Raw genomic sequence first — 15,161 nt, 5'->3', positions numbered from 1 at the left:
GTTACTATAATAACGATTGCAATATTGAGGTGAATAATATGAAAAAGTTTCTGTATGCTACTTTGGCTAGTCTAGGATTGATGATTTCTTCAACCGCATCTGCCGACGTAATCAATTTTATGGATCTTGCCGATAACGAGCCTGGCGAAGGCTCTGTCGGTGAATCTTGGGTGTATGAAGGTGACGGTTTTACGCTAACAATCACAGCGATGTTAGGCGATCAAATGGCATTTCCATACCTTGATGAATCAAACCGAAGAGGCCCAGGCGGATTAGGCGTGTGCCCAGAAGATTTGGATGAATGTGGTTCTGATGACAACATTACCATTGACGAATCATTGATGTTGACCTTCGAAGTAGACGAAGGTGTAAGCGTTAGTCTGACTCAGTTGTGGTTCAATAATAACCATGATGAAGGTTTAGATGCCGATGACATGATCAGTGTCGACTTTTCCAGTATCGGCGGTATGGTTGGTGAATTTAGCCCAGTTGCAGACGGCGAAGTTATTGACGGTGTTAAAGGCACTTACGCGTGGGTAGCTGATGCCGGCGAATATGTATTTGGCAGCGGCGACTATGTATCACTTGCCTACTTTAATCAGGAGTTTTACCTGTCAGCGATGGAAATTGATGTGACACGTCCGCCCGCTGAAGTTCCTGAGCCTGCAAACTTAGTGCTAATGTCACTTGGTCTAATCGGTCTGATTGCGACGCGTCGACGCCGTATTTAGAATAATTATATATTTATTGTAGTAACAGAAAGCGTCGCATTAGCGGCGCTTTTTTACATCAGTTCGTTGAATAACATAGCCTACAAGCCTTTGCCAACAATGTTGGTGAAAAAAACAGCGTCGGATTTTTTTACGATTTCGTTGTGATTAAGAAAAAAACAGCGATAGAGAAATATCAACCTTATGATTTGTATTGGTTTATACATATTGGAAAGCAAATTGCATAAGTTAAAGCGGTGATTCTTTTATGTCTTTACAGAGGTTAAATATGAAAAAGTTAATTTACGCGTTTCTAGCATGCTTAGGCTTGACGATTTCTTCGACCGCTTCAGCGGGCTTCCTTAATTTTATGGAATTAGGTGAGACTGAGGGTGGTGCTTTGGAATTGGTTTATGAAATGGATGGATACACTCTGACCATTACAGGTTTTGATGATCTTGATGATGACGATGACGTTTATGCGTACCTTGATGCACCAAACAATACTGGACCTGGTGGTTTAGGTGTTTGTGCTGACGTGGACGACGCTATGCAATGTGTACCGTCGAGCAATGATAATGTCACTGAAGCTGAGTACTTAGTATTTACTTTTAGTGGTCTCGATGAAGGTACTAAAGTTGGTTTGCAACAACTTTGGTTTAATAACTATCACGATGGTAATTTAGGTGTAGGTGACTTAATTAATGTAGACTTTTCAGATATAGGTGGTCCGTCTGTTGACTTTGAACCTGTAACTGATGGTATGGAACTGGATCCAGGTAATTGGGCATGGGTTAACGACGACCCAAGTATGTTCTTATTTGGTGAAGGTGATAGCTTTACAATTTCTTATGTTAATCAAACGTTCTATGTTTCAGGTTTCGCCGCATCTAGTTTAGATGTTCCTGCTGAAGTGCCTGAACCTTCTAACTTAGTGTTATTAGCACTTGGTTTAGTAGGATTAGCAGCTACTCGCAGACGCCGCCAATAAACGCCCAGTCATTAATGCATGATTAGAATTTACCAATAGTGAAAAAAGCACCGCTTGGCGGTGCTTTTTTATGACTTGCTTAAAACGATGTGCTTTGCCGGTAATTTAATCTTTATTGCAATAACATTTTCAGCCCTTGTTGTTGCGGTTTAACAGTGCTCTGCTGCTTTGACCACTTGTTGGCGAAACCAAATATGACTTGGTTCATGATGCAACAGCGGTGACCAAATCATTTTTAACTCGATATCCGGTATTGCAAAAGGCGGTGGCAGTATCGCATAGCCCGTATCCAAACGATGAATATGAGCGGCTTTACTTGGTAATGTGGCAATTAACTGATCATCGTGGGCCAGTTGCATCGCAACATGGTAATTGCGAGTAAACACCTTGATATCGCGTTGCTTTCCTATTTGCGCTAGCGCTTCATCTACCCAACCGAGCTTTTGAATGTCTTTGGGATTCATGCCCAAGCCTACACCAAAACCTGTTTTTGAAACCCACACATGTTTACTTTGCATATAAGACTGCAAATTAAAATTTTCTAAAATAGGGTTACTAGCACGGGTGAGGCAGGAGAAACTGTCTTTCCAAAGAACCTTTTGATGAAAGGACAAAGGCAACTCATTAAACAAGTTAATTGCCATATCGATTTTACCATCTTCAACGTCGTGGAAGGTCACATCACTTGGGGTCATAATGTCGATGGTTATATTTGGCGCGACTGCATTTAAGTGTTCTAACAGTTTTGGCAATAGAGTTGATGCGGCATAGTCACTTGCCATCAACCGGTATACACGCTGAGACTGTTCTGGAATAAAGTCTGCGTCAACTTGCTGTAAGGCTTCTTTGGTATCCAACAGGATTTTGCGAATTTTTGGCGCGAGAAAGTTGGCCCGCTCGGTGGCTACCATACCTTCTGATGTGCGCACCAAGACCGGATCATTTAACAATGATCGTAGCCGCTTTAAACTATTACTCATTGCCGGTTGGGTTATGCCAAGATGGCCTGCTGCTTTAGTGACGTTTTTCTCTCGGAGCAAAACATCAAATGCGATCAGTAAGTTAAGATCTATATCATTTATATTCATAGCACTTATTTAACTATAAATGCTATGAATAATAAAGAGGCCGACAACAGAAATTATATTGCCGGCAACCGCAGAGGGGACTAGATACTGTATACCAGAGTCAGTGAGGTTTCAGTACGAGTCTTTTCGATGTCGCCATCGACGTTGGTGTTGTGGTCAACAGTAAAGGCAAATTTTAAAGCCAATGATTCGATCAGTTTGGTGGTTACCGAGCTGACCGATTTTAATTTACTGTTTTCACCTGTTTTCGTGGCAATCTCGGCACTCAAGGTTTGTTTAAATTCCATGGTCTGATAAATACGGCGTTCATAGGTTGCTGCGGTACGAACAATGGTCGACGTCTCAGTACGGTTGTTATGGTCATCGGTTTCAGCAATCTCATCGACTTTGAAACCCGGACCAATTTCCGCATCAAAATAGGCAATATCGGTTTCATACCAGCGACGACCCCAACCGGCAGCGACCGCGGCTTGGTAATCAAAACCATTAAATCGGTCAGCCTCATAAGAGCCATAGCCAAACAGATAGTTACGGCCACCTTCTTCTAAGGTGTAGTTACTTTGCAGGGAGGTTAGCCATTTTTGGTCGGTTGTTTCGTATCGCTTTTTACCGGTTACATCATCTTCGACTTCTGACTTACGGCCGAATACATCTAAAATCCAATTGGTTCTCAGCTTCCCCACTTCATGATTTAAATCAGAGCGCGCTTTGGCAATAAAGTAGTCATTGTCACTGGTGTTAAAAAACGCACCAACTTCGACAGAGCCGGTTAGTTTAGACGGCGTTAAGTCACACTCGGGAAATCCAATAAACTCTTCCGGTGGCACTTCGTCTGTAAAGTGATAACACTCAGGCTGTTGTTTTTGATTTAGCGCATCAACTATCGCGTCAATGGCTTCTGCATTACTCGATTGCTCTGCAGCTAGCAGCAATGGCGAGAACAATGCAAGCAAAGAAATGGGGACTTTTTTGTTCATGTTAAGCGCTTAAGATTGTTATTTTTCTATGAAAATATGGTTATGCGATTTACTGCATGTAGGATTATACATCGCTTGGTATCTGGCTTTGTTTTTATTAATCCTGCAGCGATTATATAGAATTACAGCGTCGAATAGAACACGACAAAGCAGTATTTTTTGCAACAAAAAAGGGAGCTCAGCTCCCTTTTAAATTAATAGATGTGTATTTGCTTATTTTACAACAGCTTTAAGTTCACCGTTTTCGTAACGAGCAAACATAGTTTCAAGCGAAATTGGCTTAATTTTGCTTGCGTTACCTGCGGTATTAAATGCTTCATAACGAGCCTTACAAATCTCGTACATTGCATCGGTACTGGCTTTTAAATATTTACGAGGGTCAAATTCCGATTGATTTTGCGCCATAAAACGACGGATAGCACCGGTTGATGCAAGACGTAAGTCTGTATCAATATTGACCTTGCGTACACCGTTTTTGATGCCTTCTTGAATTTGCTCGACAGGAACACCGTAGGTTTCAGGAATATTACCACCAAACTCATTGATCACCGCTAACCATTCTTGCGGTACGGACGACGAACCGTGCATAACCAAATGGGTGTTCGGGATACGCTCATGGATCGCCTTAATACGATCAATCGCTAAGATATCGCCAGTTGGTGGACGAGTAAATTTATAGGCACCATGTGAGGTACCACAGGCAATAGCCAATGCATCGACATTGGTTTTTTTAACAAAGTCAGCCGCTTCTTCTGGATCCGTTAACAGTTGATCGTGACTTAATACGCCTTCTGCACCAACGCCGTCTTCCTCACCAGCCATACCAGTTTCAAGCGAACCTAGGCAACCTAGTTCACCTTCAACCGATACACCACACGCGTGGGCCATCGCCACAGCTTGACGGGTAACATCTACATTGTATTCATAACTCGATGGTGTTTTACCATCTTCCATTAAAGAGCCGTCCATCATTACTGATGAGAAACCTAACTGTATAGAGCGCTGACAAATGGCCGGTGATGTACCGTGATCTTGGTGCATAACAACCGGAATATTTGGAAATTCCTCAACAGCTGCTTGAATCAAATGACGCAAAAATGGGGCGCCAGCATACTTACGAGCACCTGCTGATGCTTGCAATATGACCGGGCTGTCGGTATCAGATGCCGCTAACATGATGGCACGAACCTGCTCGAGATTATTGACATTAAATGCTGGGATACCGTAGCCATGCTCTGCTGCATGATCCAGCATTTGACGCATTGAAATTAAAGCCATTATCAACACTCCTTATTTGTGTGATAGATGCATGTCACAATTTTACTTGCCATGCGATTATTATAGTTCAAGTTGTAATATCGATTTTTATAATGAGGGCCAGCTGTACTGGCCCTTTAGATTTAAGCGTTTGCTGCTCGTTCTTCAAGCATAGCAACCGCTGGAAGTTTTTTGCCTTCGAGGAATTCAAGGAAGGCGCCGCCACCGGTAGAAATGTAAGACACTTTGTCAGCGATGTGATATTTATCAACAGCTGCTAAGGTGTCACCACCACCGGCGATAGAAAAGGCGCTTGAGTTGGCAATGGCTTGAGCGATTGCTTTTGTGCCTTCGCCAAATTGATCAAATTCAAACACACCAACAGGGCCGTTCCAAACGATGGTTCCGGCATTTTCAAGAATATCCGCCAGTGCACTGGCTGAATCAGGACCAATATCAAAAATCATATCGTCCGCTTCAACGTCGGCAACGGCTTTTAATGTCGCTACAGCGCTCTCGGAAAACTCTTTACCAACAACAACATCGGTCGGTACCGGAATGTCGCCGTTATTGGCTTTAGCATTGGCGGTTAAGCGGTTTGCCTCATCAAGTAAATCCGCTTCGTACAGTGATTTACCGACGCCATGACCTGCAGCGGCAATAAAGGTATTGGCAATACCACCACCAACCACTAATTGATCAACGACGGTTGCTAAAGACTCTAATACGGTCAGTTTGGTTGACACCTTTGAGCCACCAACAATCGCAACAAGAGGGCGCTTAGGGTTATCTAACGCTTTACCAAGCGCGTCGAGCTCACCTGCAAGTAATGGACCTGCACACGCGACAGGCGCAAATTGACCTACGCCATGAGTACTGGCTTGTGCTCTGTGGGCGGTACCAAAAGCATCCATGACATACACATCACAAAGTGCCGCCATTTTTTTGGCTAAGCCTTCATCGTTTTTCTTTTCGCCCACATTAAAGCGAACGTTTTCGAAAATAACTAATTCGCCGTCTGCAACGTCGATACCGTCAAGGTAATCAGCGGCAAGTCGAACCGGCATAGCAAGCGCTTTGCTTAAGTAGTCAGCGACTACTTGCATTGAAAATTGGCTATCAAACTCACCTTCAACAGGGCGACCTAGGTGTGACATAACCATGACTTTAGCGTTTTGGGCTAAGGCGTTTTTAATGGTTGGTAATGCGGCTTTCAAACGAGCATCAGAGGTAATGACGCCATCTTTAATTGGCACATTCAGATCTTCACGGATCAGAACGCGTTTACTGGTTAAATCCAAATCAGTCATTTTGATCACTGACATAGTTAGACTCCGTTTGCGTATTTAGTTAGTTTCAGTTAACTGTTGTTATTGTTTGCAGTAATGCATGCACCAGGCGGTATCAAGCATGCGATTTGCAAACCCCCACTCGTTGTCACACCAAACCAAAAGTTTGACTAGGCGCTTATGACTGACGCGGGTCGAATTTCCATCAACAATCGATGAGTGTGGGTCATGATTAAAATCACTTGATACCAAAGGTTCTTTGGTAAAACCCAAAATACCCTGCAATGGCCCGTCTAGCGCATTGCTGATCGCATCATTGACGCTATCGATATCGACGTCGGTATTTAAGGTGACACTCAGATCCATTGCCGTAACATTAATTGTAGGTACTCGTACCGCAATTGCCTCAAAGCGGCCGGAAAATTTCGGTAAAATTCGCTCAATTCCTGCGGCTAATTTGGTATCCACAGGGATAATCGATTGGCTAGCAGCACGGGACAGACGTAAATCATCATGATAGGCATCGATAACTTGCTGATCGTGCATAGATGAATGAATGGTGGTAATGGTGCCACTTTCCACACCAAAGGCTTGATCGAGCACCTGTATCACCGGAACAATACAGTTGGTGGTGCAAGAACCATTGGAGACAATAACGTCTGACTCGGTTAGTTGTTGCTGATTAATGCCATAGATGATGGTCTTATCAACATCGTTTTGTGCCGGTTGCGAGAACAATACTTTTTTCGCGCCACGCTCCAGGTGAATTGCGGCGTGGGCTCTATCTTTATAAATACCGGTACATTCTAAAACGATATCAACATCGTATTTATCCCACGGTAGCTTTTTGCTGTCTTGTTGATGAAGCAGGGCAATTTCGTCGCCAGCAACATAAAGGTGCTCGTTTTCATAGCGAACATCAAACGCAAAACGGCCATGATTGGTATCGTATTTTAATAGATGAGCAATGCCTTCTGGCTTGGCTAGTTCATTGATAGCGACCACAGTAAACTGGTCGTTTCGACCGGTTTCATAGAGTGATCTGAGAATGCTTCGGCCAATTCGACCAAAGCCATTTATTGCAATTTTTATTGTCATTGGTTAATCAGCCGGGTGAGAGCCCGGCCGGTATCCGTTAGTCCAGTAATTCGCGAGCGGTATTTACTACGTTTTCAACGGTAAAACCGAACATTTCAAAAAGTTCGTTAGCAGGCGCTGACTCACCAAAGGTTGTCATGCCTATGATGCGGCCATCAAAGCCAACATACTTGTACCAGTAATCAGCGATTCCGGCTTCAACAGCAACTCGTGCGGTTACATCACTTGGCAATACCGACTCACGGTATTCGGCGCTTTGTTCATCGAATGCGTCTGTACAAGGCATTGACACAACGCGCACGTTGTAACCTGCTAATTGTTCGCTGGCTGCCATCGCAAGTTCAACTTCAGAACCGGTTGCGATAAAGATGAGATCCGGCTTTTCGCCACAATCTTTAAGAATATAGCCACCGCGCTCGATATTTGCCAATTGCTCGGCATCACGCTGTTGCTGCTGCAGGCCTTGGCGAGTGAAGGTCAAGGTTGTTGGACCTTCAGTGCGTTCGATTGCGCGCTTCCAAGCAACCGCCGATTCAACCGCATCACATGGACGCCAGTTGTATAGATTCGGTGTCACGCGCAATGACGCAAGCTGCTCAACCGGTTGGTGGGTCGGGCCGTCTTCACCTAAACCAATAGAGTCATGGGTATAAACAAAGATATTACGTTGTTTCATCAGTGCCGCCATACGTACCGCATTGCGAGCATATTCCATGAACATTAAGAAGGTCGCACCGTAAGGTACAAATCCACCGTGCAAAGAAATACCGTTCATAATGGCGGACATACCAAATTCACGTACACCGTAAAATAGGTAGTTGCCAGATGGGTCTTCAGCACTAATGCCTTTAGAGCCTGACCACAATGTCAGGTTTGAACCGGCTAAATCTGCCGAACCACCAATAAATTCTGGTAATACAGGACCGTATGCTTCAAGACAATTTTGACTTGCTTTACGAGTCGCAACATTATCAGGATTTGCCTGCAAGGTTGCAATGTAGTCTTGGGTATGTCGCTGCCAATTTTCTGGTAGTTCACCTTTTGTGCGGCGCGTAAACTCTTTTGCCAGTTCTGGATGAGCTTGTTGGTAGCTAGCAAATAGCTGATTCCAATTCGCTTCGTTATCCGCGCCTTGTGACGATGCGTCCCATGCAGATTTGATATCGTCAGGAACCATAAATGGGGCGTGTTGCCAGCCTAAAAATTCACGTGCCGCTTGAATTTCGTCTTCGCCAAGTGGGGCACCGTGACAATCGTGGCTGCCACTTTTATTTGGTGAACCATAACCAATAACGGTTTTGCTGCAAATAAGGGTCGGTTTGCCTGTTTCTTGTTTAGCCGCTTGGATCGCCGCTTCAATTTGTTCAGGATCGTGGCCATCTACATCACGAACCACGTGCCAGCCGTAGGCTTCAAAACGCGCAGGCGTATCATCAGAAAACCAACCTTCAACATGGCCATCTATTGAAATGCCATTGTCATCCCAAAAAGCAATTAATTTGCCGAGGCCTAATGTGCCGGCTAATGAACAGGCTTCATGAGAAATACCTTCCATCAAACAGCCGTCACCTAAAAATACCCAGGTATGATGATCAACAACATCAAAACCAGGTCGGTTAAATTGTGCTGCTAAGGTTTTTTCAGCAATAGCAAAACCAACTGCGTTGGTGATACCTTGACCCAGTGGACCTGTCGTCGTTTCGACACCTGCCGTGTAACCATACTCAGGGTGACCTGGCGTTTTTGAGTGTAATTGACGGAAACTTTGTAAATCCTCAATGCTCACATCATAGCCGGTAAGATGCAGAAGGGAATAAATCAACATGGAACCGTGACCGTTTGACAACACAAATCGATCTCGATCGGCCCAGTTTGGGTTTGTTGGGTTGTGCTTGAGGTGATCACACCACAATACTTGAGCGATATCAGCCATACCCATAGGCGCGCCTGGGTGACCTGATTTAGCTTTTTGCACTGCATCCATACTTAACGCGCGAATGGCGTTGGCTTGTTGTTGACGTGACGGCATTTTTGCTCCGTTGTTATTAGGCTCTGATTAAAAACAGCGCGTATTTTCGCTTACAAAGCATTCTCGATCAATGATAAATGTAAGCTTTTTGCAATTAGTTATACTCATTCAAATCTTTGTTCACACTATATTTTCTCTGTTTTTGCTTGTAATTGAAGAGCTATCAATCATTTAGGAATAACAAATAATCAAAACACCAAGTGAAAGTCGGTGTGAAAACTTTTATTTTGTTGTGTTTTTTAAGCGTCGAACAATCAAAATAACGGCCTGTAAAGCCATTTTTTACCCGCTGAAGAGGTTGTTTTTTGTAATATACTGTAATCGTTCTGTAATTTTGTGAAAAATAACCGCAAAACAAAAGGTTATGGTGTTATGAAAGTTTTAGGGTGGGCTTTCAGTTTTTTGCTTGGAGAATTGTACAAAAAAATAGTTAAAAAAGCCTCTTGTCATACCTCTTTAAAGTGTATAAAGTGGTCTTGTTTTTAAAATAATAACAACTCTTTCAGGGCCTGCGTCATGAACAGATCGTCTATGAGGGAAGTGAAATTAAGTACTGTTTTTATAGCGGTTTTAATTTTGGGTGTTTCAGCGGGATTTTCCAGCTCGAACGCATCTCATGACACGGAAGTTAACGAAATTATATCTGAACAATAATAAAAAATAATTATTGTTAATTTTCTTAAACCTCGCTTTGGCGAGGTTTTTTATTTGTCTTGAAAAAATTTAATATGTGGCGTCCCTGAGACGATTCGAACGTCCGACCTAGCGCTTAGGAGGCGCTTGCTCTATCCAGCTGAGCTACAGGGACTAAACTCGTTTTGCACACCAGTGTCCACACCAGTGTCTATTGCCTTATGTGTAGCAAATTATCCGATTATTCCATAAATGTAAACGGCAATATTGAGCTAGGTGGCAACAGCTTGCCGTTCGCTTTGCCGCCCAGGTCAGGCAATAAATCCATTGTTATTCGATAAATGATCCTTTACAGGCTGCTACACGCTCAAAGTGTTGTCATCTGATCGTTTTATCGGCAAATATCGATCAACATGCGCCAAGTGTAAATATTTGCTTTTTGGCACAATTTTTGAATAAATAGTTAGAGTGAATTGATATTTGCAGCCATAGGTCTTGCTTACTAAGTGATTCATAGGCAAGTAGTCAAATAGAAAAGTAGACAATGCGAACAACAAAACCTTTTAGAATAACTTGAAGGTTAACGTTTAATTCACTCTGATACACACAAAACAATAATAGCGTATTAGCACCTGCACAAAATGACTTTAATGGTAATGCCATTTTGATCAGGCAGGATTTTGGAAATATTGGTGCAAGATAAAAAAACTGACCAGCAAGCAGGAAGCTCGCAAGTGATTTCAGACTCATCTCTACAAAATTTGGTCACCAAACAAGCGACGGTGCAGTTGCATGAGTTTTTTGCGCACATTATTCCTGAGCCAATCGATTCCGATCTCGAAACCAACCTCAAAGCTGACGAAGAGTTTTCCCAATTATTAGCCAGTTCCATCAGTTTAAGTATTGATGAATACCATGACAAATTACTCGGTAAGTCAGAATTAAACACCTCGAACCTGGCGTTGCAGGCCAGTAGTCTGATTGGTCGTAATGTACTCGTGCAAAATGGCCGTATTTACCTGGAAGACAATCAACACGCAGAAGCCTTCCTTGAGCTTGAGCGAGATTGTGTGCATATCTTGGTTTATGTCGAAAATGAGCAGGGTGAAATCGTTAAGCTATTACCATTAGGAGATTGTGGGCCAGGCCAGTTGGCATTTTCGTGGGATGGCTCCACGCGAACCGGTGATGTCGCGGCAGAAGGTGATTACCGTTTTATTGTTTCCTGCTTATGCGATGGCAAGGTTATAGAGTTGATACCCTTCACCAATAATAAGGTTATTCGCGTCAGCGTTGATAAGGCGCTCCAAGACTTGCGTTTGTACTTAGAAAATGATGACACCTTGATGTTGAGCGAGGTATCTCAAATTGTTAAACAAGATGGTAACTTTTAGAATATTTGAGGGTAAAGCTGATTTATCCTATGATGGCATTGATGCCAGAAAAAACAGAGCGTTAACACCATGGTGATATTAAGGCTCAAATCAATAATAACAACTAAATATGGCAAAACAGAGGTATTACTATGAGCTTTACTGATGACGACAATGATTTTGCGTCGACAGTGGACAAAGCAGATCAAGCCGGACAAGGGAAGCTACTAAGCGAAGCCTATCCTGGTGAATTGGATTTGCTGCGCTTACAGTCAAATCAACTTAATCAGTTATTTGATGTTATGCCTGCTGGTGTGGTTATCATTGATGGCGATGGTATTGTTGTTAAAGCCAATGATGTAGCATTTGAATTGCTTGGTGAACATTTATTAAAGCGCGCCTGGATTGATGTCATTCAACAAGCATTTAAGCCACGCGCTGATGATGGCCACGAAGTATCCTTAAAAGATGGTCGCAGGGTTAAACTCGACATCTCTTCGTTTGGTTCCCAAGCCGGACAACTTATCTTAATTACCGACTTGACCGAGACCCGCCTTTTACAAGATAAACTCAGTCAAATGCAACGCTTATCAGCGCTGGGTCGTATGGTGTCTACCTTAGCTCATCAAGTGCGCACGCCATTGTCTGCGGCGATGTTGTATTGCTCTAATCTTGGTAGCCAAAACCTTGATAATGAAAAGCGTCAAAGATTCCAAGAAAAATTGACCTCACGTTTGCAAGATCTCGAACAACAAGTCAATGACATGTTGTTGTACGCCAAAAGTGGTGGCAAACAAGTGGTCGCGGTTCTCGATGTGGCTGATTTACTTGATGAGTCATTAGCGGGTGTCGAGGCACAGGTCAGTGAAGCGTCTGCACAGCTTAACTTTGATTATCAGGTCAATACACCTATTCAAATCATAGGTAATCAAAGTGCCCTTGCTGGAGCGATTCAAAACCTAATCCATAATGCATTGCAAGTTATTGATTCTAATGCTGTTATCGATGTGGTGGTAAAAAGTAATGATAATCTTGTGCAGATCAGCGTCAAGGATAATGGCAAGGGCGTCAGTGAAGAAGATGCAGAAAAAATCTTTGAACCGTTTTATACATCGAAAGTACAAGGCACAGGTTTAGGGCTTGCGGTTGTAAAATCGGTAGCAAAAGCCCATCATGGTGATGTAACATTAACAAGTACCTTGGGCGAAGGCGCGGAATTTTGCATTTCAATTCCTTTGTTTATGACAAACAAAGACTGATCCAATCCTAGCTGATTAATGCTAACCGTCGCCCCGAATGTACCGACATTATTGACAACATAAAAACAATAACAAGGGGCACATATGACCAGTAAGCTGGTTCTGGTTGTGGAAGACGATCCAGGTTTGCGCGAAGCCGTCGTTGACACCATGTCATTATCTGAATATCAATGCATAGAAGCTGACAGTGCTGAGCAAGCATTGGTGATCCTCAATCAACGTAAAGTGGATATGGTGGTTACCGATGTGCAAATGGGCGCGATGAGTGGCCTGACCCTGTTAAAAAACATCAAAGCAAATTGGCCGCAGTTACCGGTTTTGATAATGACCGCGTACGCAACCATTGATGATGCCGTGCAAGCGATGAAAGATGGCGCGTGTAATTACATCGCCAAACCATTTGCACCACAAGTCCTTTTAAATATGATTGACCAATATATGCCGTTGGAAAAGGTAGAGGTTAATCGTCCGATCGCTGAAGACATCAGCAGCCAAAAATTATTGCAGCTCGCTGAAAAAGTCGCTCAAACAGATGCTTCCGTTATGATCCTCGGTCCAAGTGGCTCAGGTAAAGAAGTGCTTTCACGTTATATACATGACAACTCACCGCGAAAAGAGCAACCGTTTATAGCGATAAACTGTGCGGCTATTCCTGAAAATATGTTGGAAGCAACGTTATTCGGTTATGAAAAAGGTGCGTTTACCGGCGCACTAAATGCGTGTCCTGGCAAATTTGAACAAGCACAAGGTGGCACCATCTTATTGGATGAAATCACCGAAATGGACCTTGGCCTACAAGCGAAAATTTTGCGCGTTATTCAAGAGCGCGAAGTCGAGCGCTTAGGTTCGCGAAAAATCATTAATCTCGATGTACGTGTATTGGCAACATCCAATCGCCAGTTAAAACAAGTTGTCGCGCAAGGCCGTTTTCGAGAAGATTTATATTATCGCTTAAATGTTTTTCCTTTGACTTGGCTACCGTTAAGCCAGCGAAAGGGCGACATTATCCCGTTGACCGAAGCCATTGTGCGTAAGTATTGTGCTGGCGAGACCGTTAGTGTTGATGCTGGTGCTCGACAAAAACTGTTGAGCTACAGTTGGCCTGGTAACGTTCGTGAACTGGATAACGTTATTCAACGAGCCTTGATATTAAAATCATCGGCAGAAATTTGCGCGCAAGACCTATTGATCGACGAAGACGACATCATTGCAAGCTCAGATGCGACGGATGATGTGGCCAGTAATGAAGACAATCTTGGCGCCGAATTGAAACAACAAGAGTTTCAAATAATCCTTGATGCCCTAAAAGCATGCGATGGATCGCGCAAAGATGTCGCCGAACGATTGGGTATTAGTGCTCGCACATTGCGATATAAACTAGCCAAAATGCGTGAAAGTGGTATAGAGTTACCAGCATAGAGTTAACAGTGTATTAACATTGTAAGATGTCATCGCAAATCAGGCATCACGCGTACAAGATAAAATAGATAAAGCCTAAGGCGTATCCAGGTAGGAATAAAAACAAATGAAGTTTACATCACTAAGCATCATGCTCGTTGTGCTTAGCATCTTTATGACCGGGTGTTCGACCACTTCTGAGGACAGCGATCCGCGAGATCCGCTGGAATCCATTAACCGTCCGATATGGACCTTTAACTGGGAATACGCAGACAAATACGTATTCAAACCCGTATCCGAAGCCTACGCCGAATATGTACCGTCTCCGGTGAGAACCGGTGTACTTAATGTGGCGTTAAATTTAAATGAACCATTTACCGCGATAAACAATGTGTTGCAGGGTAAATTTCAACGTGCAGGGGTTGCTACCGGTCGTTTTGTGCTAAACACCACGGTTGGCTTGTTCGGTTGGTTTGACTTAGCCAAACACGCCGGCCTGATGCGCGAAGAAGAAGAATTTGGTGAAGTGCTTGGTTATTATGGCGTTGGTGATGGCCCTTATCTAATGTTGCCTGTGCTTGGACCAAGCTCTGTACGTGACGAAGTAGGTGATTTGGTTGATGGCTATTATTGGCCGTTGGCGATAATAGATTTTTGGCCCAACGTGGCAAGACGTTTGATCATCGCCCTAGATGCGCGCAGTAAGCTTGCCGAACAAGAGACCTTGTTAGAAGAGTCGTTAGACCCTTATGAATTTGTGAAAAACGCTTACTTCCAGAATATACGTTACCGATTATATGATGGTAATCCACCGATTGAAGTGGATGAAGAACAAGAAGAAGAGTTGGACGACTTGTTAGAAGAGCTCTAACGCAAACCATAAATCAGCCCATAAATAGAAATAAAAAAGAGCGCACTGTTGATAACATGCGCTCTTTTTTTAGCTGTTCACTTTAGCTGTTCAGTTGAGTTATTCACTTTAATTATTCACTTGAGTTTTTCAAACTGGCTATGGTGATTTTCTAACTAGTCATTTCTAATTAGCCATTTTCGAACAAG

Annotated in this window: 12 protein-coding genes and 1 tRNA gene; 6 read left to right on the top strand and 7 right to left on the bottom strand. The window is 43.2% G+C overall.

Annotated features, from left to right (window positions below):
* Positions 1 to 38 precede the first annotated feature (38 nt).
* Together E2K93_RS02960 and E2K93_RS02955 are read left to right on the top strand one after the other, a co-directional pair.
* The gene (locus tag E2K93_RS02960) at positions 39 to 731 is read left to right on the top strand and encodes a PEP-CTERM sorting domain-containing protein (protein ID WP_135437658.1); all 693 of its coding nucleotides are present in this window, start codon (positions 39 to 41) and stop codon (positions 729 to 731) included.
* Positions 732 to 999: 268 nt separating this feature from the next.
* On the top strand, positions 1,000 to 1,701 hold the full coding sequence (locus E2K93_RS02955; protein ID WP_228445464.1) for a PEP-CTERM sorting domain-containing protein: 702 nt from the start codon (positions 1,000 to 1,002) through the stop codon (positions 1,699 to 1,701).
* A gap of 149 nt (positions 1,702 to 1,850) precedes the next feature.
* On the opposite strand, the gene E2K93_RS02950 is transcribed toward E2K93_RS02955, so the two are convergent.
* The 7 genes from E2K93_RS02950 to E2K93_RS02920 form a co-directional block, all read right to left on the bottom strand.
* Positions 1,851 to 2,789 (bottom strand): LysR family transcriptional regulator, encoded by a 939-nt coding sequence (locus E2K93_RS02950; protein ID WP_135437657.1) that lies wholly within the window; start codon positions 2,787 to 2,789, stop codon positions 1,851 to 1,853.
* 80 nt (positions 2,790 to 2,869) lie between these two features.
* Positions 2,870 to 3,766: a DUF481 domain-containing protein gene (locus E2K93_RS02945; protein WP_135437656.1), complete on the bottom strand. Its 897-nt coding sequence runs from the start codon at positions 3,764 to 3,766 to the stop codon at positions 2,870 to 2,872.
* A 213-nt stretch (positions 3,767 to 3,979) separates the two neighbouring features.
* Positions 3,980 to 5,044 (bottom strand): class II fructose-bisphosphate aldolase, encoded by a 1,065-nt coding sequence (gene fba, locus E2K93_RS02940; RefSeq protein WP_135437655.1) that lies wholly within the window; start codon positions 5,042 to 5,044, stop codon positions 3,980 to 3,982.
* 122 nt (positions 5,045 to 5,166) lie between these two features.
* Positions 5,167 to 6,348 carry a phosphoglycerate kinase gene (locus tag E2K93_RS02935; RefSeq protein ID WP_135437654.1) on the bottom strand — a complete coding sequence of 394 codons (1,182 nt, stop codon included), beginning with the start codon at positions 6,346 to 6,348 and terminating at the stop codon, positions 5,167 to 5,169.
* 45 nt (positions 6,349 to 6,393) lie between these two features.
* Positions 6,394 to 7,410 (bottom strand): erythrose-4-phosphate dehydrogenase, encoded by a 1,017-nt coding sequence (gene epd / locus E2K93_RS02930; RefSeq protein ID WP_135437653.1) that lies wholly within the window; start codon positions 7,408 to 7,410, stop codon positions 6,394 to 6,396.
* A gap of 37 nt (positions 7,411 to 7,447) precedes the next feature.
* A complete protein-coding gene (gene tkt, locus E2K93_RS02925) occupies positions 7,448 to 9,439 on the bottom strand; it encodes a transketolase (RefSeq protein WP_135437652.1) in 1,992 nt (663 codons plus the stop codon).
* A gap of 731 nt (positions 9,440 to 10,170) precedes the next feature.
* A tRNA-Arg gene (locus E2K93_RS02920) sits at positions 10,171 to 10,247 on the bottom strand.
* 517 nt (positions 10,248 to 10,764) lie between these two features.
* On the opposite strand from E2K93_RS02920, the gene E2K93_RS02915 reads away from it, so the two are divergent.
* The 4 genes from E2K93_RS02915 (at position 10,765) to E2K93_RS02900 (ending at position 14,973) form a co-directional block, all read left to right on the top strand.
* Complete coding sequence (locus tag E2K93_RS02915; RefSeq protein WP_189637838.1) at positions 10,765 to 11,466, top strand: flagellar hook assembly protein FlgD; 702 nt, start codon at positions 10,765 to 10,767, stop codon at positions 11,464 to 11,466.
* 131 nt (positions 11,467 to 11,597) lie between these two features.
* The gene (locus E2K93_RS02910) at positions 11,598 to 12,704 is read left to right on the top strand and encodes a sensor histidine kinase (RefSeq protein WP_135437650.1); all 1,107 of its coding nucleotides are present in this window, start codon (positions 11,598 to 11,600) and stop codon (positions 12,702 to 12,704) included.
* Positions 12,705 to 12,788: 84 nt separating this feature from the next.
* The gene (locus E2K93_RS02905) at positions 12,789 to 14,123 is read left to right on the top strand and encodes a sigma-54-dependent transcriptional regulator (protein ID WP_135437649.1); all 1,335 of its coding nucleotides are present in this window, start codon (positions 12,789 to 12,791) and stop codon (positions 14,121 to 14,123) included.
* A 106-nt stretch (positions 14,124 to 14,229) separates the two neighbouring features.
* Entirely contained in the window at positions 14,230 to 14,973 is a 744-nt protein-coding gene (locus E2K93_RS02900) for a VacJ family lipoprotein (protein ID WP_135437648.1), read from the top strand.
* Positions 14,974 to 15,161: the final 188 nt, after the last annotated feature.

The sequence above is a fragment of the Thalassotalea sp. HSM 43 genome, from assembly GCF_004752005.1.
Lineage (GTDB): Bacteria > Pseudomonadota > Gammaproteobacteria > Enterobacterales > Alteromonadaceae > Thalassotalea_A.
This window is presented reverse-complemented; position numbering and strand designations above follow the sequence as displayed.

Coding starts and splice junctions, on each gene's coding strand:
- E2K93_RS02960 (WP_135437658.1), top strand. CDS start 39: ATGAAAAAGTTTCTGTATGCTACTTTGGCTAGTCTAGGATTGATGATT.
- E2K93_RS02955 (WP_228445464.1), top strand. CDS start 1,000: ATGAAAAAGTTAATTTACGCGTTTCTAGCATGCTTAGGCTTGACGATT.
- E2K93_RS02950 (WP_135437657.1), bottom strand. CDS start 2,789: ATGAATATAAATGATATAGATCTTAACTTACTGATCGCATTTGATGTT.
- E2K93_RS02945 (WP_135437656.1), bottom strand. CDS start 3,766: ATGAACAAAAAAGTCCCCATTTCTTTGCTTGCATTGTTCTCGCCATTG.
- fba (WP_135437655.1), bottom strand. CDS start 5,044: ATGGCTTTAATTTCAATGCGTCAAATGCTGGATCATGCAGCAGAGCAT.
- E2K93_RS02935 (WP_135437654.1), bottom strand. CDS start 6,348: ATGTCAGTGATCAAAATGACTGATTTGGATTTAACCAGTAAACGCGTT.
- epd (WP_135437653.1), bottom strand. CDS start 7,410: ATGACAATAAAAATTGCAATAAATGGCTTTGGTCGAATTGGCCGAAGC.
- tkt (WP_135437652.1), bottom strand. CDS start 9,439: ATGCCGTCACGTCAACAACAAGCCAACGCCATTCGCGCGTTAAGTATG.
- E2K93_RS02910 (WP_135437650.1), top strand. CDS start 11,598: ATGAGCTTTACTGATGACGACAATGATTTTGCGTCGACAGTGGACAAA.
- E2K93_RS02905 (WP_135437649.1), top strand. CDS start 12,789: ATGACCAGTAAGCTGGTTCTGGTTGTGGAAGACGATCCAGGTTTGCGC.
- E2K93_RS02900 (WP_135437648.1), top strand. CDS start 14,230: ATGAAGTTTACATCACTAAGCATCATGCTCGTTGTGCTTAGCATCTTT.